General features: G+C 57.7%; 18 protein-coding genes. 9 read left to right on the forward strand and 9 right to left on the reverse strand.

The window, feature by feature from the left end:
- Positions 1-742 precede the first annotated feature (742 nt).
- Positions 743-1,135: a hypothetical protein gene (locus BM477_RS01125; protein WP_075360828.1), complete on the forward strand. Its 393-nt coding sequence runs from the start codon at positions 743-745 to the stop codon at positions 1,133-1,135.
- A gap of 86 nt (positions 1,136-1,221) precedes the next feature.
- Here the strand turns inward: BM477_RS01125 and BM477_RS01130 are convergent, their stop codons facing one another.
- From BM477_RS01130 to lipB, 3 genes are all read right to left on the reverse strand, one after another.
- Complete coding sequence (locus BM477_RS01130; RefSeq protein ID WP_075360829.1) at positions 1,222-1,473, reverse strand: hypothetical protein; 252 nt, start codon at positions 1,471-1,473, stop codon at positions 1,222-1,224.
- Positions 1,474-1,766: 293 nt separating this feature from the next.
- Entirely contained in the window at positions 1,767-2,900 is a 1,134-nt protein-coding gene (locus tag BM477_RS01135) for a lipoyl synthase (protein ID WP_143230169.1), read from the reverse strand.
- Positions 2,901-2,935: 35 nt separating this feature from the next.
- Entirely contained in the window at positions 2,936-3,628 is a 693-nt protein-coding gene (gene lipB, locus BM477_RS01140; protein ID WP_075360830.1) for a lipoyl(octanoyl) transferase LipB, read from the reverse strand.
- A 112-nt stretch (positions 3,629-3,740) separates the two neighbouring features.
- On the opposite strand from lipB, the gene BM477_RS01145 reads away from it, so the two are divergent.
- From BM477_RS01145 to BM477_RS01155, 3 genes are read left to right on the forward strand one after another with little or no spacing between them, the layout of a single operon-like run.
- Positions 3,741-5,915: a S9 family peptidase gene (locus BM477_RS01145; protein WP_075360831.1), complete on the forward strand. Its 2,175-nt coding sequence runs from the start codon at positions 3,741-3,743 to the stop codon at positions 5,913-5,915.
- A gap of 3 nt (positions 5,916-5,918) precedes the next feature.
- Positions 5,919-6,719: a copper homeostasis protein CutC gene (locus tag BM477_RS01150; protein ID WP_075360832.1), complete on the forward strand. Its 801-nt coding sequence runs from the start codon at positions 5,919-5,921 to the stop codon at positions 6,717-6,719.
- On the forward strand, positions 6,720-8,207 hold the full coding sequence (locus BM477_RS01155) for a cryptochrome/photolyase family protein (RefSeq protein WP_075360833.1): 1,488 nt from the start codon (positions 6,720-6,722) through the stop codon (positions 8,205-8,207). It begins immediately after the preceding gene.
- Positions 8,208-8,226: 19 nt separating this feature from the next.
- Here the strand turns inward: BM477_RS01155 and BM477_RS01160 are convergent, their stop codons facing one another.
- Entirely contained in the window at positions 8,227-9,465 is a 1,239-nt protein-coding gene (locus BM477_RS01160) for a glycine C-acetyltransferase (RefSeq protein WP_075360834.1), read from the reverse strand.
- A 52-nt stretch (positions 9,466-9,517) separates the two neighbouring features.
- A complete protein-coding gene (gene tdh / locus BM477_RS01165) occupies positions 9,518-10,573 on the reverse strand; it encodes an L-threonine 3-dehydrogenase (RefSeq protein ID WP_075360835.1) in 1,056 nt (351 codons plus the stop codon).
- Positions 10,574-10,778: 205 nt separating this feature from the next.
- On the opposite strand from tdh, the gene BM477_RS01170 reads away from it, so the two are divergent.
- From BM477_RS01170 to BM477_RS01185, 4 genes are all read left to right on the forward strand, one after another.
- Complete coding sequence (locus tag BM477_RS01170; protein WP_075360836.1) at positions 10,779-13,415, forward strand: HtaA domain-containing protein; 2,637 nt, start codon at positions 10,779-10,781, stop codon at positions 13,413-13,415.
- 115 nt (positions 13,416-13,530) lie between these two features.
- A complete protein-coding gene (locus BM477_RS01175) occupies positions 13,531-14,619 on the forward strand; it encodes a heme/hemin ABC transporter substrate-binding protein (RefSeq protein WP_084543614.1) in 1,089 nt (362 codons plus the stop codon).
- Positions 14,616-15,719 carry a FecCD family ABC transporter permease gene (locus BM477_RS01180; RefSeq protein ID WP_084543615.1) on the forward strand — a complete coding sequence of 368 codons (1,104 nt, stop codon included), beginning with the start codon at positions 14,616-14,618 and terminating at the stop codon, positions 15,717-15,719. The genes BM477_RS01175 and BM477_RS01180 overlap by 4 nt, the downstream gene beginning before the upstream one ends.
- 2 nt (positions 15,720-15,721) lie before the next feature.
- The gene (locus BM477_RS01185; RefSeq protein ID WP_245792784.1) at positions 15,722-16,621 is read left to right on the forward strand and encodes a heme ABC transporter ATP-binding protein; all 900 of its coding nucleotides are present in this window, start codon (positions 15,722-15,724) and stop codon (positions 16,619-16,621) included.
- 125 nt (positions 16,622-16,746) lie between these two features.
- Here the strand turns inward: BM477_RS01185 and BM477_RS01190 are convergent, their stop codons facing one another.
- The 4 genes from BM477_RS01190 to BM477_RS01205 all read right to left on the reverse strand — a co-directional run bounded on the left by BM477_RS01190 (position 16,747) and on the right by BM477_RS01205 (position 19,796).
- The gene (locus BM477_RS01190) at positions 16,747-17,688 is read right to left on the reverse strand and encodes a cytochrome c biogenesis CcdA family protein (protein WP_075360837.1); all 942 of its coding nucleotides are present in this window, start codon (positions 17,686-17,688) and stop codon (positions 16,747-16,749) included.
- A 28-nt stretch (positions 17,689-17,716) separates the two neighbouring features.
- Positions 17,717-18,556, reverse strand: coding sequence for a DsbA family protein (locus BM477_RS01195; protein WP_143230158.1), 840 nt, complete (start codon positions 18,554-18,556; stop codon positions 17,717-17,719).
- Between the two features lie 152 nt (positions 18,557-18,708).
- Positions 18,709-19,113 (reverse strand): fluoride efflux transporter FluC, encoded by a 405-nt coding sequence (locus tag BM477_RS01200; protein ID WP_075360838.1) that lies wholly within the window; start codon positions 19,111-19,113, stop codon positions 18,709-18,711.
- A complete protein-coding gene (locus BM477_RS01205; protein WP_075360839.1) occupies positions 19,113-19,796 on the reverse strand; it encodes a fluoride efflux transporter FluC in 684 nt (227 codons plus the stop codon). Before BM477_RS01205 ends, BM477_RS01200 begins: the two co-directional genes overlap by 1 nt.
- A gap of 915 nt (positions 19,797-20,711) precedes the next feature.
- Here BM477_RS01205 and BM477_RS01210 point away from each other — a divergent pair.
- Positions 20,712-21,500, forward strand: coding sequence for a VTT domain-containing protein (locus BM477_RS01210; RefSeq protein WP_245792786.1), 789 nt, complete (start codon positions 20,712-20,714; stop codon positions 21,498-21,500).
- Position 21,501 lies beyond the last annotated feature (1 nt).

Genomic DNA, 21,501 nt, shown 5'->3' on the forward strand with positions numbered 1-21,501 from the left:
AAGGCCAAAACAGCGGTAAGCAGCAAGAAGTGGCCTAAAACAAAGAAGATTCTAGTGTGCCCATCTATGTGTTTCCAACGCAGAAGCAGATTGCTTCCCTGAGTTTTCTCGTTCTCAGGGAAGCTAACAAAATACAGATTCCGATAGGAAATGAAAATAAACCATACGGAGCTTAAAGCGAAGAAAACAGATTGGAACAGTGGGTTGATTAGGAAATTAATCATGGGTATTTATGGTCCTACGATTGTTATCAAGCCGAGGATATCTAGCAAAGATAGTGTTGCCGGAATTAAAGCTAAATGGCCCAGAAAGAAGTTGACCTTCGTCTCCCGACTGGCGTGCTTCCAACGAAATGAGAAGCTACGGCCTTGGCGTTTCTTTTTCTTTGGCTCACTGAATATGTGTAGTTCCATGTAGGAAAGTCCCAGAAACAGTATTGCCCCGAAGCCAAATACCGCAAAAATCACGAAGGAATTATCGAAGAAAGCAGACAATCGTCACCTCCGTTTAAGGGTTCCAAGGGATCCTCCCTAGGGATTAAGCACTGAATGAAAATGTCGGACATGCTCTTGGGAAGGATTGTAGTCATAGTCCCATGCTGACGTCTACGAAACTGTGCACACCCTCGGAATCTCGAAGAAAAATCGTTCTGAAGGAGGAGACTAACGCCTTGTCCTAGCCTCTTCAAGGCAGCTAGACTTTGGGTATCGTCTTGGATGAGCACTAGCCAAAGGAGTGACCAGTGCAAACAGAAACCACAAACCGAATCAGCTACTTTGTTGGGGCTGCAGGGATCGTGTCACTACTCAACTTTATTGGATTTATTCTGTTTCCACCAATGACCCAAGTGCCTGACCTGATATACATGGCGACTTGGGGGATTTTTCTGATTACCATCCTAGCTTTGTCGCTGTGGATGGCAGTAAAGGGAAAGAATAGGCTTTGGCGCGCCCGCATCACTGCCGGGTTAGCATTAGCCTCGACGATGTTGCTCTCTGTGACTATTTTGCTGAGCACGATGACTGAAATCTATCCCGTGCATTTAACCTTCTATTACTTGCTGGGGTTCTACCTCACGCCGGTAGCCGCCATCTCAGCGATCACCATGTTCTTACCCTCGCGTCGCAGCCAGTAGCTGCAGAAATGGGCAGATAGCTTCACAAATAGGTCTGGGGCTTAGCAGTATTTACCAAGCCCCAGACCATGCGGGGTGATTAAGCGTCAATCAATCGGGACTAGCCCGACAACATCCAAGAGAGACATGACTGCCACGATCAAAAATAGGTGACCAGTGAAGAAAAGCCCTCTAGTGTTCCAGCTGGCTTTTCGCCAACGCTCCAAGAAGCTCTGGTTTTTCTGTTCTTCCGAAGGCTTAAAAATCCCCAGTTTGTAGTAGGCTTCGCCCAAAAACAAGAGAGTCAGCCCGCTATAAACAATGAAGTTGAACAGAGTGTTATCAAATAGATCAAACATTGAGAATCATTTTAACCTCAAGGTTTCGAACTCACCTTTAGGGCGAGTAGGTTGAACAAAAATTGGGGTTTGGGAGTGCCTCCCACGGAGATTGTAAGCAACGTAAAATGCTACCGTCAACGACTTTATTGAAAACCTTGAAAAGTGTGACGCTTACGGACAATTGTGCACCTTGCAAGGTGCACAATTGTTGTTAAGGTGCACAGTCGCCGAAGAGGAAAGGCCGGCGTCTAGGCCGGGGTGTCTAGCTTCTAAGCCTCCCGGAGGCGTCGAAGGCGAAAGCGAACCGCTAATCAAGCGGAAACTGCGGCTGCTGTAGCGTGACTCGCGCAGCCGCCGCTCCCGCTTCCACAGCCGCCACCCGCAGGCGCATTCTCACCCACCGGAGTGATCGACAGGCGACGCCGCGAATCCTGCGCCACCGGAATGGACTTACCGCCACGCAAATGCGGCAGCTGCTCCAGCAAACTAGAAGCCTCCTGGCGGGTTGAACCCTCGGCCCCCAAATGCTTTAGATTCTCAGGAATCTCCCGGCCCAAAGCCCGCATAGCTTCACCCCACAGCTTTCCCGCCCGGTAGGAGGAACGCACCATCGGCCCGGCCATTACACCCAAGAATCCCATCTGCTTGGCAATCTCGGACAGTTCAATGAACTCCTCCGGATGCACCCAGCGGTCAATCGGATGATGCCGCGGCGAAGGCCGCAAATACTGCGTCAAAGTCAGCAGATGCGTGCCCGACTCCGCCAGATCAAACATGGCGTCCTCAATTTCGGAGCGGGTTTCACCCATCCCCAAAATCAGGTTCGATTTCGTAATCAGCCCCGCCTCATTCGCAGCATTCAGCACGTCCAAGGACCGCTCATACCGGAAGGCCGGGCGAATTTTCTTAAAAATTCGCGGCACAGTTTCTAGGTTGTGGCCGAAAACTTCCGGACGTGACGCGAACACTGTTTCCAATGCCGAGGGGGTGGCCTTCATGTCATCAACCAGCAGTTCCACGCCGGTGCCTGGTGCTTTTTCATGAATCAGCCGGCAAGTCTCCGCGAATAGCCAGGCCGCGCCGTCGGGCAGATCATCGCGGGCTACACCAGTAATCGTGGCGTACTTCAGGCCTAGTTCTTTCACCGAATCAGATACACGATTCGGCTCATCCTTGTCGTATTCTTGCGGTTTACCGGTCGCAATATCGCAAAAATCGCAGCGACGGGTACAGAATGCGCCACCAATCAGGAAGGTTGCTTCACGGTCTTCCCAACACTCGTAAATATTCGGGCAGCCGGCCTCCGCGCAAACAGTGTGTAACCCTCGGCCCATACTGAGTGAACGCATGTCAGTGTATTCTTTACCGGCCTTCGCGGTGGTGCGAATCCATTCGGGTTTGCGCTCAATCGGAGATTCAGAGTTCTTCTGTTCGATTCGCAGCATCCGCCGCGATTCTTTTAGTTCCTTATCTACGGTACTCACGGCCGTTCCTCCGTTAAGCTAAAAATCCGATCCGGGTAGCGCAAGTCAATTAGTGACTCCACCAGATTGGGGATGAGTTCTCTGCCTACGGTAATCAGATCCATGTCGACGCCCTCGGCCTGCAAACTGGTCACTGTTGCGTCAGCAATCCCGCAGGGCACAATCTCATCGAAGCGATCCAGGTTGGTTTTCACGTTCAAAGCTAAACCGTGCATGGTGGTGTCGTTAGCGAACTTGACGCCAATCGCACAGATTTTGCGGTCAAGGCGTTTGCGGGGATCCGAAGAATCTGGTTCGCGCAGTAGCCATACCCCGGAGCGGCCCTCCACGGTGGTGACCGGCAGATCGGTTAAAGTCTCGAGGGCGTCAATGATGCCAGCTTCAAGGAGGCGGACGTAGCGGACCACATCGACGGGTGGCTGCACCTGCATGATGGGGTAAACGACCAGTTGACCGGGGCCATGGTAGGTGATGCGTCCCCCTCGGTCTGCTTCCACAACCGGAATGTTCGGGTTAACTACGTCGCCGGGTTGGGTGCGTCGCCCTGCCGTGTAAGTGTCCTCATGCTCTAGCACAATGAAAGTGTCGGGCGCGTTGCCCAGCCGGACCTCCTCATGCAGTTGATGCTGTAGGTCCAGAATCTCTTGATACGGCTGGGGCCCTTTGGGCAACAGATTTAATATACGCACCCTCACAGTCTAACGACTCTAGGGTCGAAAGACCTATGCGAAGGATTTTACTTTCACTGGAGGAAAAACTATTGCGTTCTAGAAAGTCCCGCGCAGGTAGTATTCTGAAACCATGTCTGAATTATTGAATCCTGATACTGCCCCTGTTCCTGACGCTCGCCCGATTGAGCGGACTTTCCACGGTGACACTTTTGTTGATCGTTGGGATTGGTTGCGCGATAAGACGAACCCTGAAGCGATCGCCCATTTGGAGGCGGAGAACGCTTGGACTAGGGCCCGGATGGCGCATACTGCGCAGTTGCAGGCTGATTTGGTGGAGGAGTACCGTTCTCATACGCAGCTTGATGACGTGTCTGTGCCTGAGCGCGTGCGTAACTGGTGGTATTACAAGGCGGTTGACGCGAAGCATGACTACCCGCGCTACTATCGAGTGCCCGCGAATCCGGAGGATATTTACGAGGATGCCCCCACAGTTGATCCTGTCACTGGGGAGGTCGAGGGTGCCGCTGCTGCCCTGCTGCTGGATGTGAATCTGCTAGCGGCAGGACATGAGTTCACGAATGTGGAAAACGCTGAAATTTCACCGAATGACCGGTATTTTACCTACGGCGTGGATCATACTGGGGATGAGCGTTTCACCCAGTACATTCTGGATACTGCCAGCGGCCAGGTGATTGATCAGATTGAGGATGTCGTGTATTCGGTGGCTTGGTCGGCGGCTTCGAACTGCCTGTACTATGTGCGGGCGGATGAGAGCTGGCGGGCCTGTGAGGTGTGGGTGCACCGGATTGGTCAGCCGGCGGAGACTGACACTTTGGTGCTACGTGAAGATGATGAGATTTTTGAGGTCGGCATTGGTGGCAGCCGCGACGGTAACTGGGTGATTATTGCCGCCTATTCGACAAATACGACTGAGTTCTGGCTGGTGGATGCGCACGCCTTGGCGGGCTCGCCGGAGGCCCATCCGACTTCGGTGGCGGGCCGCCGCCCGGGGTTGCGCTATCAGGTGGAGCCGGCGGGCGATCATCTGCTGGTCGTTCATGATTTGCATCATGCGGACTCTGAGCTGGCAATGGCGCCGCTCCCAATTCCGGGGGTCGCCGGGCGTCCGGAAAGCTGGCAGTCTCTGCGGGTTCCCGCCGAGGGGGAGCGCATCCTGTCCGTTAGTGCTTACGCCATGCACGCCGTGTTGGAGCTTCGCTCTGAGGGCATGGCCGCCGTTGAGTACCTAGTGCCCGACCCTGATCACGGCTGGGTGGTGGAAGGCCGCGCTCGGCTGGGTCGTGAAGTGGAGACTGTGGAGTCAGTGGATTCGGACTGGTGGTTTAGCCCGAAGATTCGGTTCGTTTCAGAGTCTTTGATGACTCCGCCAACCTTGGCGGAGGTGGACTGCTCCCACGGTGAAGTGAAGGTTCTAAAAACCCAGAATGTCCCCAATTTTGATGCGTCACTGTATGAGGAGTGGCGGGAGTGGGCGACCGCTGAGGATGGCACGAAGATCCCGATGACTTTGGCTCGTCGGAAGGATGTGCCCGCTGACGGGACTGCCCCAGGCTTGATTTGGGGTTACGGATCCTATGAGATTTCGGTGGATCCCCGTTTTCGGACGAACGCGGTTTCGCTACTGGACCGCGGCGTGGTTTTCGCTTTTGCGCATATTCGTGGCGGCGGCGAACTGGGCCGCAACTGGTATTTGCAGGGGCGGACTAATCAGAAGATCAACACTTTCACTGATTTTGTGGCCTGCTCTAAGCATCTGATTGATTCGGGTCTGGTGGCGGCTGACCGCCTGGCCGCGCAGGGCGGTAGTGCGGGTGGCCTGCTGATGGGCGCGGTCGCTAACTTGGCGCCGGAGCTTTACCGGGTGATTTTGGCGCACGTTCCCTTCGTTGATGCTTTGACCACGATTTTGAACCCGGATTTGCCGCTGACTGCGGGTGAATGGGAGGAATGGGGCAACCCGATTAAAGATCCGGAGATCTACCGGTACATGAAGTCTTATTCCCCGTATGAGAATGTGCGTGAGGGTGTTCAATACCCCGCAATTTTGGCGACCACCAGTTTGAATGACACGCGCGTTTTCTATGTGGAGCCCGCTAAGTGGGTGGCTCGTTTGCGGGAGGCTGCCACGAATGATCCGGTGACCCGCCCCATCTTGTTGCATTGTGAGATGGTGGCCGGTCATGGTGGCGTCACTGGCCGCGAAGCGAAATGGGCGGAAATCGCCCGCGATTACGCTTTCGCTCTGGATCAGCTATCTGCCACCGAGTTGCTGGAGGGTAAGTAAACGATGAGGCAGGCAGCAGCGACTCTCCCTCGTCCCCTTTTGGAAATCTGCGTCGAGGACGTGCCGGGCGCCCTAGCGGCAGCCCGGGCGGGCGCGGACCGGATCGAGTACTGCGCAAACCTGGAGGTGGGCGGCGTGACCCCTCCGGTCGAGGAAGTGCGGGAGTTGCTGGGCCAGCTGGAAGGGGCTGACCTGCAGATTCTGATTCGCTCACGCGAAGGCAATTTCGTGTACTCGGAAGCGGAAATTGAGCAAATGTGCGCACAGATTAGTGACTTTGAGCAGGTCACTGCGGACGCACCAGTGACGGTCGGCTACGTGGTGGGGGCTATCACCGCGGAAGGGCAGTTGGATAAGGTGGCCTGTGAGCGTTTCCGGGCGGCGGCCGCAGGTAAGCCATTGACTTTCCACCGGGCTTTCGATGAACTGTCGGACCCGATTGCGGCGGCAGTCTGGCTGGCAGAGCACGGCTATAACCGGATTTTGACGACCGGTTTGGGCGTGCCGCAAACCTCGGCTGCTGGCGTGGTTTCTGCGGCAGCCGCCCATGCGGATCAGATTGTGGAGCGCGGCTACAGCCTGTCCGGTTTGGCGGCCTTGCAGAAGGCGGTCGATCAGCTGGGTTTGCGGATTCTGGCCAGCGGGGGTTTACGTCCCGAAACCTGGGATAAGGATCTGCTGGCGGAGGCGGCTTTGCGTGAGTTCCATTTGCGGGCTCCCTGGGCCGAGGGGGAAGCCGCGGACCCGGCCAGCGGTGGAGTGAACCCCGCAGTGGTCAGAGTGATGCGTAAGATTCTCAGCTAAATGGGTGAACGTCAGCATAGTGGAGCATCAGAGCGGACCGTCATCATGTGGTTTCGCTCAGATTTGCGAACCGCAGACCATCTGGCTTTAGGAGCAGCGGCGCAGGCCGCCCAGCAGCAGGGCGGGAAACTGCTTTGCCTATATGTGCAAAATCCTGCCGATGACCGCGGTCCTTTACAGGCTGCCGCGCTCAGTAACGCCCTGTTTGAGTTGAATCAGAACCTGTCCGGTCGGCTGCTGGTGGTAGCTGGGGACGGCCCACAGATGATCACCCGCCTAGCCGAAAAATCGCGGGCCAGCGAGGTTTACGTCAGCGAAGATTACACTCCCGCTGGCGGCGGGGAACTCTCAGATGCCGCCCAATCCTTAACCAAGGTCGGGGCCGCTTTGCTGCGCTGTGGAGATAACTATGCGGTTTCACCAGGCAGCATTCTCACCGGCGCGGGCACACACTACCGGGTGTTCACGCCCTTTAAGAAACGCTGGCTGGCACACCCTTGGCAGCGGCCAGTGCGCAGCCGGCCAGAGATAGCGCTGCTGGCTGAACCGCACCGGATCGCCCTCGCCCTCGGCCTGAAACCCAGTGAAATCCTGCACCCTGAGGCCGCCCCAGCGCAGTCCCCGGCGACGGTTAGGGTCGGTGAGGAGAGCGCCCGGGAAAGCTGGGAGCAGTTCCTCGCCGACCGGCTGCTTGACTACGCGGAGGCGCGAGATTTACTGGCAGAGGAGGGGACCTCACGCCTGTCAGGGCAGCTGGCGCACGGGACGATTCACCCGCGGACTTTGCTGGCTGACCTTGCGGACGCCGACGAGGCGCCAACCGGCCGGGACGTTTACGCGACAGAGCTGGCCTGGCGGGAGTTCTATGCGGACTTTTTGGCGGCGCAACCCCAGTCCGGCTGGCAGGACGTGAACCCGATTTTCCCGCACTACCCGTGGGATGAGGATCCGGAGCTTTTCGCCGCCTGGCGGGAAGGCCGCACCGGTTTCCCGGTGGTGGATGCGGCCATGCGGCAGCTGGCGCAGACCGGCTGGATGCACAACCGGGCGCGCATGATTGTGGCGTCATTTTTGACGAAGGACCTGCATCAGCCCTGGCAACTAGGCGCCGAGTATTTCCTCAGCCAGCTGGTGGACGCCGATTTTGCCTCGAATCAGCATGGCTGGCAGTGGACTGCGGGCACCGGCACAGACGCCAGCCCATACTTTCGCATCTTCAACCCGTACACGCAAAGCCGCAAGTTCGACCCGTCCGCCCGCTACATTCACCGTTGGCTTCCCGAACTGCGTAGCCTATTCCCGCAGGACCTGTTTGGGGACGAGGGCGTGCCTGGTTCCGCCGGCCGCCAGCTGAAGCGAATCCATTACGGACTAGCGGAAGGCGGTTTCCAGCCGTCTGAGCTACCGGAGGGTGTTTACTATCCTGAGCCGATTGTCGATCACAGTGAAGCTCGGGCAGAGTCTTTGCGCCGCTACCGGGCCCGCTAGTTTTGCGTAGCCCGTCGCTCTAGCCTTGCACTTCCGCCCGGGCAGCCACAAACGCATTCACGCAGGCGCGCACATCAGCCTCGGAATGAGCGGCAGACAACTGCACGCGAATCCGGGCTTTACCGCGCGGCACCACCGGGAAGCTGAAAGCAATCACATAAACGCCGCGCTTCAACATGGCGTCCGCAATCTGAGTGGCCAGTACAGCGCCCTCGTCCCCCGGGAACATGACGGCGGTAATCGGGTGCGTGCCCGGCAGCAAATCGAAACCAGCCTCAGCCATCAGGGAGCGGAACAGGGCAGAGTTAGCAGCCAACTGCTCACGACCAGCCTCAGAATCACGCGCCAACTCCAAGGCTTTCCGCGAACCCGCGACAACCGCCGGGGCGACCGCGTTAGAGAACAGGTAGGTGCGGGCCCGCTGCCGAGCCAAATCCACAATCTCCTGATGTGCCGCCACGAAACCACCCGAAGCGCCACCCAGCGCCTTACCCAGCGTCGAAGTGATCACATCAACCCGGTCAGCCACCCCAAACAGGTGCGGCGTGCCGCGACCCTGCGGGCCAACAAAACCAGTGGCATGCGAATCATCAACCATCACCATGGCGCCAAACTCATCCGCCAAATCGCAAATCTCATCCAGCGGCGCATAGGATCCATCCATGGAGAAAACACCGTCAGTGACAATCAGCATCCGGCGCGAACCCGCCTCCTTCGCGGCGGTCAGCTGCGCCCGCAGATCCTCCATATTGGCGTTCCGGTAACGGAAACGCTTCGCCTTACACAAACGAATCCCATCAATCAAAGACGCATGGTTCAACTCGTCCGAAATCACGGCATCCTCAGCGGACAGCAGCACCTCAAAAATGCCGCCATTAGCGTCATAGCAAGAGCTGAACAAAATCGCGTCATCAGTGCCCACATATTCCGCGATCTCACGCTCCAAATCCCGGTGCTGACCCTGCGTACCGCAAATAAAACGCACCGAAGACATGCCGAAACCCCAACGATCCAGGGCCTCATGGGCGGCCTGCACGATCCGCGGATCATTCGCCAAACCCAGGTAGTTATTGGCGCAAAAGTTCAACGATTCAGCCGCGCCGTCGGCCGACCAGAGCGGTGCACCCTCGCCCTCGGCAACCAGCGTAGAAGTCGCAATCTGCGCGGACTGGGGTGTGGTTAGGGTGCGCTCGTTCTTGTACAGGCCAGCTTCACGGATCTGGTCCAGTTCGGCGCGAATACCTTCAGGATTAAACATGGGATTCCTTTCAATGAGGACGAGGGGGAGCGGCAAAGAATGCGCGGTGAAACTACTCCCAGTTCATAATGACTTTGCCCGCATGGCCGGACGCTTGGGCGGCGAAAGCCTGCTCCCAATCATCGGCGGCGAAACGGTGAGTAATGACGGAGCGGACGGATTCACGGAGCTTCTGTGAGGACTGCAACATGAAGGTCGCCAGATACCAGGTGTCGAACATTTCCCGGCCGTACACGCCCTTAATGGTCAGCATGTGGGTGATGACCTTGCCCCAATCAACAGGGAACTCCATCTTCGGCAGACCCAATAGCGCCAAAGTGGCGCCGTGAGTGACATGGTCAATCATGGTGTGCAAGGCGGCGCCCGCACCGGACATTTCCATGCCGGCGTCGAAACCTTCCTCGATCCCCAGGGTAGTGAAAGCGCTGCTGAGGGGTTCCTTCGCGGTGTTCAAACCCAGGTCAGCCCCAGCTTTGCGGGCCAACTCTAGGCGCTCCTCATTAATGTCGGTGGTGACAATGTAGCGGGCGCCGGAGTGGCGGGCAATCGCGGTAGCCATCACGCCAATCGGGCCGGCACCGGTAATCAACACGTCTTGGCCGGTCAGCTCCAGCTGCTGGGAGGTGTGCACAGCGTTGCCGAAAGGGTCAAAGAGGACGCCCAGTTCCGGGTCAATCTCATCTGGCTGCACCCACACGTTGGTGGCGGGCACGACCACGTAATCAGCGAAAGCACCGTCACGGTTCACGCCAATGCCGAGGGTGCGCACACACATATGTCGGCGGCCCGCGCGGCAGTTACGGCAGCGGCCACAAACTACATGCCCTTCAACGGAGACACGCTGGCCAGCATGAAGCTGATCTTTGCCTTCTCCCACTGCGACGCCGGGGCCGATCTCAGCGATCTCACCGTAGAACTCATGGCCAATAGTCATCGGGGGAGTGAACTGGGTGCGGGCCCAGTCGTCCCAATTGTAGAGGTGCAGGTCGGTGCCGCAAAGGCCCGTTCTCAGGACTCGAATCTTAACTTCACCAGGGCCCGGGGTGGGTTCAGGAATGTCACACATTTCCAATCCGGGACCGTCAATAGTTTTACGTAGTGCACGCATGGAAACCTCACAAAATAGGGTTGCTGTGAAATGAATTCTACCCTCTTATCCAGATTCATCACATTGAATTTCATTGTGTCATAAAAATGTGGAATACTTGTGTGCGGTAAGGCTCAGCTAAGTTTGCCTGCTTAGGAATTCCTCTGTTGTAGTTGCGGAGAATTTCTGTGCAGTTACAGGGCTTAGCAGATATGAAAGGTAGCTCATGCGTTCTTCAATGAAGACAACTATCGTTGCAATGATGACCGCTCTAGCGCTGTTGCCGATGGGAATGTCTGTTCCCGCCGCAATGGCCGAGGGTGACGCACCCGCAAATCAGGTTTGTGTAGATGATCCGGAAATCTCCACCGTTCAGGCGGAAGGTAAACTCCAGTGGAAGTTTAAGGACTCTTGGATTCGATACATGAAGATGAAGGTCTTCAAGCCCAAGTGGGAGACTTCCGAGGGGGCCGTCTGGAACGACGCTCAGCAGTTCTTCGATTTCCCGGTGAAGAGCGGAGAATACAACCGCGTCACCAAGCAGACCACGGTTCATTTCGGCGGTAAGGTACAGTTCCTCTCTCACCCGTCCACCAAGAACCCCGGCACCTATGTGCTGGATGTGACTGTCGCTAACCCGACTTTGGTGTTGGATGCGCAGGGTAACGGCACTTTGTCTTTTGAAACGATTTCCCGTGATGAAGCGACCGAAGTGTTGAACAATTATGGTCGAGTCAATACTAATGCTTTTGCTGGTGCGCAGCTAAGCTTTGCTGACGGTACCGTGACTATGGATGCGCCTTCCACCTTTAGCGCTGACGCAGTTCAGGCCTACGGTGGCTTCTACGAAGCCGGCCTAGAGTTAGCCAACGTGAAGAGTAACTTCAAGACCACCCCGAAGCAGAACTGCACCGAGGTTGTTCCCGAGCCGACCGTCGAACCGACTGTGGAACAGACCGTTGAGCCGACCGTGGAGCCCACTGTGGAAGAGAGCGTGGAACCGACCGTCGAGCCGATGGTGATTTCAGTAGATGGGAAGAAGTTGGGCTTCCAGGGAGAGCCACCTGTCACTGTCACTGTAGAAGAAGGCGCCACCGTAGAGCTATCTTTCATGAATCTGCACAAATCTCAGTACAAACTGTTCAGGGCTTCTCAAGGTGGCTCGAGCATTCCGTTTGGCTTGGTTGTGGGGACTGTAGGCGATAACACGAAATTTGAATTTACTGCTAAAGCCGAACACAATCGCAACGCCTTCGTAGTTTTGGATGACGAAGGACCGGTCGCCTTCTTCATTCTGCTTGTGACTTCGCCAGTAGTTCCCACTGTGGAGCCGACTGTGGAGCCGACTGTGGAACCCACCATGGAACCCACCATGGAGCCGACTGCGGAACCCACTGTGGAACCCACCGTGGAACCCACCGTGGAACCAACTGCTTCTGGAGAGCTCAACTGGGGCTTCCGCGCCAGCTTCATCAAGTACATCCAGACCACTGCTCATGGCAAGTGGCTGCTCACTGACGGCGCGACCTGGACTGGCAATCAGTTCAGTTTCCCGCTCAGCGCGATTGACTACTCCACAGCAAAGAAGACCGGCACGCTGGACTTCGCTGGCCAGGTACACTTCCTCGGCCACCGTGGCATCCTCGATATTAAGCTTTCCAACCCCAGCCTCATTATGAACGGGAAGAAAGCTGCGCTTTACCTCAACATGGTCAGCTCCGACATGGAAGGTAAAAGTACCGATTACGGTCGCGTTCACTTCGCCGACGTCCACTTCAACAAAGTCGAAATCGCCAAACTCCCTGCGGCTATGAAAACAGGCGTATTCTTCCGTCAGGCAATCACCGAGCCGAACGATGTGAAGCTAGTACTGGAAGCCGCATCAGTCACCCTGACTGCGGCAGGATCCAAGGCTTTTGCTGGTTACTATCAACCGGGCGCTGCTCTAGATAACCTCAACGCCTCCGCCGTCTTCACCGGGTCAGGTACGGGCGTGATTCCGGAAACTACTCCCGACAACGGCCCAGACACTTCAGATAACACAGCTAACACCACTGAGGATCCTGCCGGCAACGGCAACGGAACCGACGTGAATCCGGGCACCGACACCGGTAACAGTCAGGGCACCACGCAGACTCAGGACAAGAAGAAGTGCCTTGCTGACCCGGCTAAGAACATCGTCACCGGTGGTTCCTTGCACTGGGGTCTACGTAGTTCCTTCACCACTTACCTGCGCGGCCTCGCAAAGGGCGGCTGGGACCTGTCCGGTGGCGCTTCTTGGAGCGGCGGCAAGTTCGGTTTCGTAGCCCACAATGGCAACTACAACACCAAGACCCGCCAAGGCAAGATCAACTTCGCCGGACACGTGCACTTCACCGGACACAAGGGTGTCCTAGACATGAACCTGTCCAACCCCACCCTCGTGATCAACGGAAATAGCGGCGCTCTCTACCTCAACATGACCAGCTCAGACATGGGCGGCAAAAAGACCAACTACGGTCGCGTCCACTTCGCTAACGTCCGACTGAACCAGCTCAGCGTCAACAACGGCCGACTGAACCTAGGTTCATCCTCGGTCAGCCTCACTGCTGCAGGCTCCAAGGCATTCGCCGGCTTCTACCAGCCCGGTGAAGCACTGGACAACCTGAACGCTTCAGTGAAGCTAGCACAAGCCACCATGTGTGATCCGGAAACCGGTGAACTCCTGGTCCGCGACGGCAACGGCAACTGGCGTAAAGCCACCGAACAGGAACAGCTAGCCGCCACCGGTGCAGACACCACCGCACCCGCACTGCTGGCAAGCCTCCTAGCTCTGGCTGGCGCCGGTCTCATCGCGACCCGCCGCCGGAAGGTAACCGCCTAAGCTGACGCTTAGGTGAAAAGCTGAAACCGTGTAGCGGGGGTGGGCACCAGTCCACCCCCGCGCCACTATTCAGCAGCCAACCAAAACCATTGCCGCAACTGATCGAAAGAAACTCATGCGCACCAAAATCTCCGCTCTCACCGCCCTCATCGCGGCAGCCGCACTGACACTGTCAGCTTGCAGCACCAGCCCCTCAGGTACTCAAAGCACTCCCGAAGCCACCGCGGAAAGCACTGACACAGCCACCGCGGAAACAGTCAACCTGCCTGACCCGCGCACCCTCACCGGTGTCAGCTCAGTGGCAGAACTGCCCGACCCAGAACCAATCAGCGGCGACTTCACACAGCAGCTCCCCGTCACCGTGACCGACGTGGAAGGCCGCCAAGTCACCGTCACAGACACCAGTCGCATCCTGGCACTTGACATTTACGGCACACTATCACGCACCGTCATCTCCCTCGGCCTCGGAGACAAACTGGTGGGACGCACCATTTCTTCCACCGAAGCGCAACTGGCGAAACTCCCAGTCGTCACCGAAAACGGACACTCACTGAACGCCGAAGCGATTCTCTCACTCAAACCCACCGTCATTGTCGCGGACCGCTCCGTCGGCCCGCCCGAAGTGCTGGACCAGATAGCGGCCGCCGGTGTGCCCGTCGTGCTAGTTGAACAGGAACGGTCCCTCGCCAAAAACGGTGAACTAATGAAGACCGTCGCCCACGCCCTCGGCATGGACCAGGCAGGAGACGCCCTCGTCACCAGAACCGACAAAGAAATCGAGGAAGCCAAAGCGCAAATCGCCGCCTGGGCCCCCGAAAAACCCCTCAACGGTGTTTTCCTGTACGCGCGCGGTAACGCTGGCGTGTTCTTCATACTCGGCGGCGGATACGGATCCGATGCGCTCCTTGAAGGCGTTGGCGTGCACGACATTGCGACCGCCCAAGGAATCAAAGACCTCGCCCCCGCCAACGCGGAAGCGCTAGTCTCCTTGAACCCCGAAGTGTACTTCATGATGACGCACGGCCTGGAATCCGCGGGCGGCCTAGAGCAGCTACTCACCCGGCCCGGCATTGCTGATACGATTGCGGGGAAAAATCAGCGGATAGTTTCCATCCCCGACGGGATGGCGTTATCCTTCGGACCGCAGACCGCGCAAGTACTACTTGCGGTCGCCAAAGCAACCTACGGAGTGCCCGCTAAATGACAGACGTAACCAAGACTCCGGCACGGCCGCGCTGGGTGAAAGGCCCCGAAAGCGACCATGCCGGGGTCATGGCACGCCACCACAAACGCGTCAGCACCTATATTTTTCTGATCCTGTCGCTGATTCTTACCATCATTATTTCGGGAGCAATGGGACAGTACACCATTAGCCTCCGGGATGTGATTGCCGGGATTTTCTCCCCCCTCGGCCTGATGGAAGCACCCCATGACCCGACCGTCATGTCGGTGCTGTGGAGTATCCGCTTCCCGCGCATCGCCCTCGGCATCATGGTGGGGGCTGCGCTGGCTGTGGCCGGCACCGTCATGCAGTCAGTGTTCTCCAACCCGCTGGCGGAGCCCGGCATCATCGGTGTCTCATCCGGCGCCTCCGTGGGCGCCTCCCTCGCGATCGTATTCGCACCCCAAGCTCTGGCCGGCTTCGGCGTCCCCCTCTCCGCTTTCGTCTCCGGCACAGCCGCCGCCTTCCTGGTTTACGGAGCTTCACGCTCCCGCGGGAAAGCGGAAGTGATCTCCCTCGTCCTCACCGGTATTGCGGTCACCGCGGTCTGCGGCGCCATCACCTCATTCGCCACCTACCTGGCCCCCACTACCTCCCGTGACCAGATCGTCTTCTGGCAGATGGGTTCACTGGCGGGAGCCTCCTGGGCGCATGCGGGCACGGTCGCGGCCGTCACCATCCTCGGCGTCATAGGCGCGATCGCCATTGCGAAACAGCTAGACACCCTAGCCCTTGGTGAGAAAGCCGCCGGACATGTCGGCATCAACGTGAACGGCCTACGCATCTGCTCGATCGCGCTGTCCGCCCTCCTGTCTGCCGCCGCAGTCTCCTATGCGGGTGTCATCGGTTTCGTTGGCCTGATTGTGCCGCACCTGCTGCGACTAGTAATCGGCCCGTCCAACCGGTACCTGATCCCCGCCTCCATGCTGGGTGGCGCCCTCCTCATCTCCCTGTCCGACCTGGTGGCTCGCACCATTTTGCCTTTCGCTGACCTGCCCATCGGTATTTTCACCGCCCTGGTTGGCGGCCCCACCTTCTTCATTCTGCTACGCCGCGGCATGCACCTAGCGAAGAAAGGATGAGCATGAAAGCGTCCTACGAAGTCACCCAGTCAGATCACTCCGCGATGCCGCTAGGCTCCGCCGCTGAAGCTGAAGTCCCCACCGCCATCCGGATCCATGAAGACGGCAGCGGTCAGCCCGCCGAAGTGCTACGCGCCGAAAACATCAGTTTCGCTTACGGGACCCGAAACATCCTCCACAACATTTCCATACAGTTAAAGGCCGGCGAAATCGTTGGCCTGCTCGGCCCGAACGGAACCGGCAAATCCACCCTCGTCGGCGTCCTCTCCGGTGACCTCACGCCCGCGACCGGCACCGTCACAATCGCCGGCAAAACCCTCACCGACTATGACCGGATGGAGCTGGCGCAAACCCGCTCCGTCATGCCGCAAGCCACCGAGTTCCCCTTTGCCTACCTGGCCCGCGACATTGTTTCCATGGGTCGCGCCTGCTGGGGCCGGACGCAGCATGGGGCCGAGGATGAGAGGGTCGTTGATCAGGCAATGCGCTGTACGGACTCCTACCAGTTCGCTGACCGGGATGTCACCCGGCTATCTGGCGGCGAAAAATCCCGCGTCACCCTAGCCCGAGTCATCGCGCAGCAAGCCAGCGTCGTGTTCCTAGATGAGCCGACCGCGGCCCTAGATATTTACCATCAAGAAAAAACCATGCGGCTTTGCGAAAGCCTAGCTGCCGCCGGTGTCGCCGTAGTTGCTGTTATGCATGATATTCAGCTGGCAGGCGCATACTGCGACAAGATTGCGCTCATGTCCGGCGGCGCCATTGCCGCTTACGATACGCCACAAAAAGTGCTGACCGCTGAGAAACTCTCCGCCGTTTACGATCATCCGATTGACGTGTGCACGCTGGCGTCTGGAGAAATTGTGGTGCTGCCCAGGCGTTCGGTAAGACAACCAGGCTGAGCGGATAGGCTGAGCGGTGAAGCTGAAAAGCCTGCAGTTACTAGAGGCTTTGGCGTTCCTTCGGGACCCGGTGTTTCAGGGGTGTGTGAAGGGATATGCTAAGGGCGCGTAAGAGGATGCGGCCCCTATTCTTCACGGTCACGCACCGTGCGACGCCACACCCAAATCAGCGCAATGAGCGCCACAAACAAGGCCACAAACAGGGCCGGTGGAACCGCATTCGTCACACTCGCAATGGTCTGCTCCCACTGCACCTGCGTGGTAGGAGAAAGCAAGGCCGGCAACGCTGAATGGCCGCCCGTAATAATCAAAACCACGCCCAGCAGGATGAAAATAATGCCGGAGATAAGGCCGCCACGGGTAGTTGCACGACCCAGCACCCGGATCGGCGTCGGCTTCAACCAGCCGCGCTCACCCAGACGGAACCGCTCCCACAGCAAAGCCAACAGGAAGATCGGGGTCGCCATCCCGAGGGCGTAGAACGCCATTAAGAAACCGCCCATAATGGGGGAGCCACCAAAACTAGCCAAGGCCAGCATTGCCCCCAAGATCGGGCCAGAACAGCCCACGCCAGCGAGGCCGTAGCCCACTCCCAAACCGAAAACAGCCAAGGGATTTGTTGCCGAGTTCGCCGCCGCAGTCTCAGTGTCCCGCAAAACCCCCAGCTTCACGTCCGCGACCAGACCCACCTGCGGATTCTGCGTTACCGCGGAGCGGGTGGACAGGCGCCCTCGTCCCCCTCGTCCCCCACTGCCTGAACGCTTAAACCATTGGGAGAAGCCGGGCAGGGCCAGAGCCTGCCACACGCCCATCACGATGACGAGGGCGCCAATGATCAGCGTCAAAGTTGTGCCGTAAGACTGGATGAGCGCGCCGAAAGAACCCGCCAGGAAACCCAGCGGGGTCAACGAAATCAGCAGACCCAAGGTGAACCAGAGGGTGCGGCTAATCAGAGTGCGGCGGTCCGCGAAAGCGTAAGCGAAAAATGATGGCAGAATCAGCGCCGCGCAGGGCGCGAACAGGGTCAGGAGGCCGCCCAGGTAGGCGCCCGCAAAGTTAATAGACATGGGGTTCCTTCGGGGAGGCTCGCCAAGGCTACTTCAGGTTAGCGATGCGGTCCTCAATGGTGTTCACGAAATACTCGGTCGGGTAGGCGCCACTGACGGCCGCGTCACCAATGATGAAGAACGGGGTGCCGCCAATGCCAATGGACTGAGCGAAAGCAGTGTCGTCATTGACCTTCTTGGCTAGCTCCGGGTCGGCGAAGTCCTTCTTGAACTTCTCCAAGTCGGGCACTCCCGCCTGCTTTGCGATTTCCAGTACGGAAGCCTCATCGTAGGTGGGGTGGTTGCCCGCACCAGCGGAGGCGAAAGCGGCAGTGTTGAACTCCCAGAACTTGCCCTGATTGGCGGCCGCCCGGCCACCAATCGCCGCGAGGTCAGAGTGGTAGTTTTGCGCGAAGATCGCCATGTCGCGCCATTCGATGCGGATCTTGCCTTCATCCGCGTACTTGCGGACCGTGTCGAAGCTGTCGGTCTTGAACTTGGTGCACATCGGGCAGGCGTAGTCTTCCCAGATGATCATGACGACGGGCGCGTCCACCGGCCCGAGGGTGAGCGGGTCGCCCTCTTCGCGTTTCGGCAGGGTTTTAATCAGGTCGAGGGTGGTCTTGTCAGTGATCGGCTGTGCCATGTCGGGGCGCGGCGCAGGAGCTTCGGCAGTTTGCTCTGCGGTGGCCGCGTCGGTCGTAGTGTTGGCAGGGGTCGAGGGGGTGGCCGGCTGCGTGGTTGAACCGTAATTGCGGCCCACCATGAAAGCAATTACGGCCAGCAAAACCATCACTACTGCCACCAAGATTGGTAGCAGCACCTTGTTCTTGTTGGCTGGTTTAGCTGTAGTGTTCGGTGTGTTGTTGGTAGAGTTTTGGTTTTCCATCAGCAGCACTGGCTTCCTCTTAGACGTCACTGTTAAAGCTAATCGTATACTTTCACATATTTTTCGTCAGCTTTGAAACTAATTTATCCCTCAGCGCGTAGTTATCAGACCAGTGCGACAGTGAGGTTGCTGTGGTTAAGGGCTGTGGTTTTCTACACCAATGCGTTTCCCAGCAGTCTACCCAGCAGAGCGCCTAGGTAGGCGACGATTAGGCAGGCAAGCAGCGGGCCAATCCACAGTTTGAAGGCCCGCCAGGGGAAACCTTTGCGGTGCATTTTCAACACATCCACCATGGCGGTGGAGAATGTCGTGTAGCCGGAAAGGAAAGCGCCGATCAGTGCGGTAAGGGTTGGATGGTGCGCATCCAGCGTCAGTCCGAAGATGAACCCGGCGAGGGCACAGCCCAGCAGATTCACGCTGACAATACCCAGATGCGCCATTTCTGTAGTTTCGTGGCGTTTGGCCAGCCAGGATTGGATGGCCTGGTCTGTGCTGTAGCGGGTGATGGCTCCGATGCCGCCCGCCAGCGACGCCATGATGAGGCTCAGGATAAGCATCAGTTTGCCCCTTCCTGAGCGGCGTGGCTGGCGGCGTTGTTTTCGGCGGTTTTACTTGCGGTTTCACCTGAGGTTTCTTCCACACCCGCCGTTTTCCCTTCACCGAGACGCCAGCCAATCACGGCGAAAAATAGTCCGGCCACCATGATGGTCACTGTCCAAGCCAGAGTCTGTAGCAGAGCGGTCGGATGTGGGGACTGAATCCCAACGCTCAGCATGATGAGTGAGCCGTAAGTGGTGAAGGCTCCGCACATTCCAGTCCCGAAGAATAGTTTCCACCAGTTGAGGTGGCGGGCTTGCACTTTCCTCAGGCCCGGGGTGGTGCGCCGGTTGCGCTGGTGCCGGATCTCCACGCCACCAATCATGCCCAGCAGGAAACTACCAATCAGGTTGACGGTCAGCAAATACCACGGGTGGACGGTGGCGCCGTCAGGGAAAAACAGCGCTTTTTCGCCTAGCTGCAGTTCCCAGGCTGAGGAAATCAGGATGCGCAGGGCAGTTCCAAGCGTGCCGCCTAAGAAAACCGCGGCGAGTTTCTGGGGTGTCTTCAGGTTTAGGGGCGCAGGCAGGGCGCGGGTTTCGGTCGGGTGGGAGGCAGTAGCGGCAGTAGTGGGCGCCGTCAGGCCGAGGGAGGGCGCGGTGGCGCTGGCCTTCGGTTCGCTGCTGTCCTGCGGTTTACTCACAGTCCAATGCTAGCGTGCCTGCTGCCGAGGCGGCTACTTTCCAGTATTTTCTACCGGTTTTGCCTAGGCCTTCGCTCCGCACCGCACCACATTAACCAGCGCGCGGACAGTGTTTTCTACCGGTTTTGCCTAAGCCTTCGCGCCTAGATTTTTCCTACTCAACTTTCCAGTGTTCACCACCGCTGCGCTGTTACCTGCATTTCCCTTCCACTTCGTCGAGTGTGATGCTTAAGAACAATTGTGCACCGTGCAAGGTGCACAATTGTCGGTAAGGTGCACAGTCGCTGCGGATGATGGTGTTGCGCTGGCTGGGAAAGCGTTTGTGCGTGGCAGAATCCCACACATTATTGTTTGTGTGTGATAAAAAGCCAAAATTAGGTCGAATTTAGGCTATTTTTGGTTTTTTCGCACACAGTATCGAAACTGTGTGGCATTAGTTCACACACAACCGTGTGATTGGGGCAGTTTCGTACACAATTTCGGCGCTGGTTCGGGGTCGAGGGAGTGGGGGCGCCGGTTTTAGCTAAAACAGCTGCGGCCGAGATGTAGCGCCTGTGCTGTAGCGCCTGCGCTGCCGTCTCCCGCGGTGTTTGCCCCTGACCGCTGCTGCGCTGTTACCTGCATTTCCCTTCCACTTCGTCGAGTGTGATGCTTAAGAACAATTGTGCACTGTGTAAGGTGCACAATTGTCGGTAAGGTGCACAGTCGGCGGGCGAGCCGGGGGATCCGGCGGAGCAAGTGGGGCGGCGGATCCGGTGGTGGCAGCGGGGCGGCGGATCCGGTGGTGGCAGCGGTGGCGTCGGGGTGCGGTCGCCCCACCGCCCGGCCGCACAGGTGACTCTGCCCGCAAATTCCCTATTGGCCCCTTAGGTTACTGCCGTAGCACAGCCAAAATGATACCGTTTAAGCGTGACTATGAATCTTTTAGCGACCGCCGCCGCGACAGCAACAGCTGTGACAACCGCAGCCACAACAGCCGCAAACACTGCCGCATCAACCGCCTCCGCGGCAACGGAAACTGCCCTTTACGCGGCTACTGGCATGCCAGCCAGTTTCTTTGGCGACATTATCTACTATTTCCGCAATGTGGATCAGTTGCTGTTGGCTTTAGGCCCCTGGGTGCTGGCTGTTACCTGCCTGATGGTGTTCATTGAGTCAGGTGTGCTGTTCCCGTTCTTGCCGGGAGACTCGCTAATCTTCACGGCGGGTCTGCTGCATGAGCAGTTAGGTTTGAACCTGTGGTGGCTGATGTTCGCGGTTTTCCTCTCCGCTTTCTTAGGTGACCAGGTCGGTTATTTCCTAGGCTACCGGTTCGGACGCAGACTGTTCAGCCCGGACGCCCGCGTCTTAAAAACCGAGTATTTGTTAGCCGCTGAGGAGTTCTTCCATAAGCATGGTGGCCCCGCCCTCGTCCTCGCCCGCTTCGTCCCGATTGTGCGAACCTTCGTGCCTTTGGCCGCCGGTGTCGCAAACTATGGGTACAGTCATTTTATTCGGTGGAATGTGTTTGGAGCGTTGCTCTGGGGTTGCGGTTTGACTTTCCTGGGCTCACGCCTGGGCAACATCGCGTTCATCAGAAACAATATTGAAGTCATCGCTGTAATCATTATTTTGGTATCAGTCTTACCAATTGTGATTAAATCGTGGACAACTTACCGGAAAGGTCGCGCCGCAAGGCTTGCTAAGGGTAACCAAACCGCGTAGT

Source organism: Boudabousia marimammalium (assembly GCF_001936115.1).
GTDB lineage: Bacteria > Actinomycetota > Actinomycetes > Actinomycetales > Actinomycetaceae > Boudabousia > Boudabousia marimammalium.

What these genes read in the sequence shown, in the direction of transcription:
- BM477_RS01195 (WP_143230158.1), bottom strand. Translation starts at nt 18,556, where the DNA reads ATGGAAAACCAAAACTCTACCAACAACACACCGAACACTACAGCTAAA.
- BM477_RS01175 (WP_084543614.1), top strand. Translation starts at nt 13,531, where the DNA reads ATGCGCACCAAAATCTCCGCTCTCACCGCCCTCATCGCGGCAGCCGCA.
- BM477_RS01190 (WP_075360837.1), bottom strand. Translation starts at nt 17,688, where the DNA reads ATGTCTATTAACTTTGCGGGCGCCTACCTGGGCGGCCTCCTGACCCTG.
- BM477_RS01180 (WP_084543615.1), top strand. Translation starts at nt 14,616, where the DNA reads ATGACAGACGTAACCAAGACTCCGGCACGGCCGCGCTGGGTGAAAGGC.
- BM477_RS01130 (WP_075360829.1), bottom strand. Translation starts at nt 1,473, where the DNA reads ATGTTTGATCTATTTGATAACACTCTGTTCAACTTCATTGTTTATAGC.
- BM477_RS01185 (WP_245792784.1), top strand. Translation starts at nt 15,722, where the DNA reads ATGAAAGCGTCCTACGAAGTCACCCAGTCAGATCACTCCGCGATGCCG.
- BM477_RS01145 (WP_075360831.1), top strand. Translation starts at nt 3,741, where the DNA reads ATGTCTGAATTATTGAATCCTGATACTGCCCCTGTTCCTGACGCTCGC.
- BM477_RS01135 (WP_143230169.1), bottom strand. Translation starts at nt 2,900, where the DNA reads ATGCTGCGAATCGAACAGAAGAACTCTGAATCTCCGATTGAGCGCAAA.
- BM477_RS01150 (WP_075360832.1), top strand. Translation starts at nt 5,919, where the DNA reads ATGAGGCAGGCAGCAGCGACTCTCCCTCGTCCCCTTTTGGAAATCTGC.
- BM477_RS01170 (WP_075360836.1), top strand. Translation starts at nt 10,779, where the DNA reads ATGCGTTCTTCAATGAAGACAACTATCGTTGCAATGATGACCGCTCTA.
- BM477_RS01160 (WP_075360834.1), bottom strand. Translation starts at nt 9,465, where the DNA reads ATGTTTAATCCTGAAGGTATTCGCGCCGAACTGGACCAGATCCGTGAA.
- BM477_RS01200 (WP_075360838.1), bottom strand. Translation starts at nt 19,113, where the DNA reads ATGCTTATCCTGAGCCTCATCATGGCGTCGCTGGCGGGCGGCATCGGA.
- tdh (WP_075360835.1), bottom strand. Translation starts at nt 10,573, where the DNA reads ATGCGTGCACTACGTAAAACTATTGACGGTCCCGGATTGGAAATGTGT.
- BM477_RS01155 (WP_075360833.1), top strand. Translation starts at nt 6,720, where the DNA reads ATGGGTGAACGTCAGCATAGTGGAGCATCAGAGCGGACCGTCATCATG.
- BM477_RS01210 (WP_245792786.1), top strand. Translation starts at nt 20,712, where the DNA reads ATGAATCTTTTAGCGACCGCCGCCGCGACAGCAACAGCTGTGACAACC.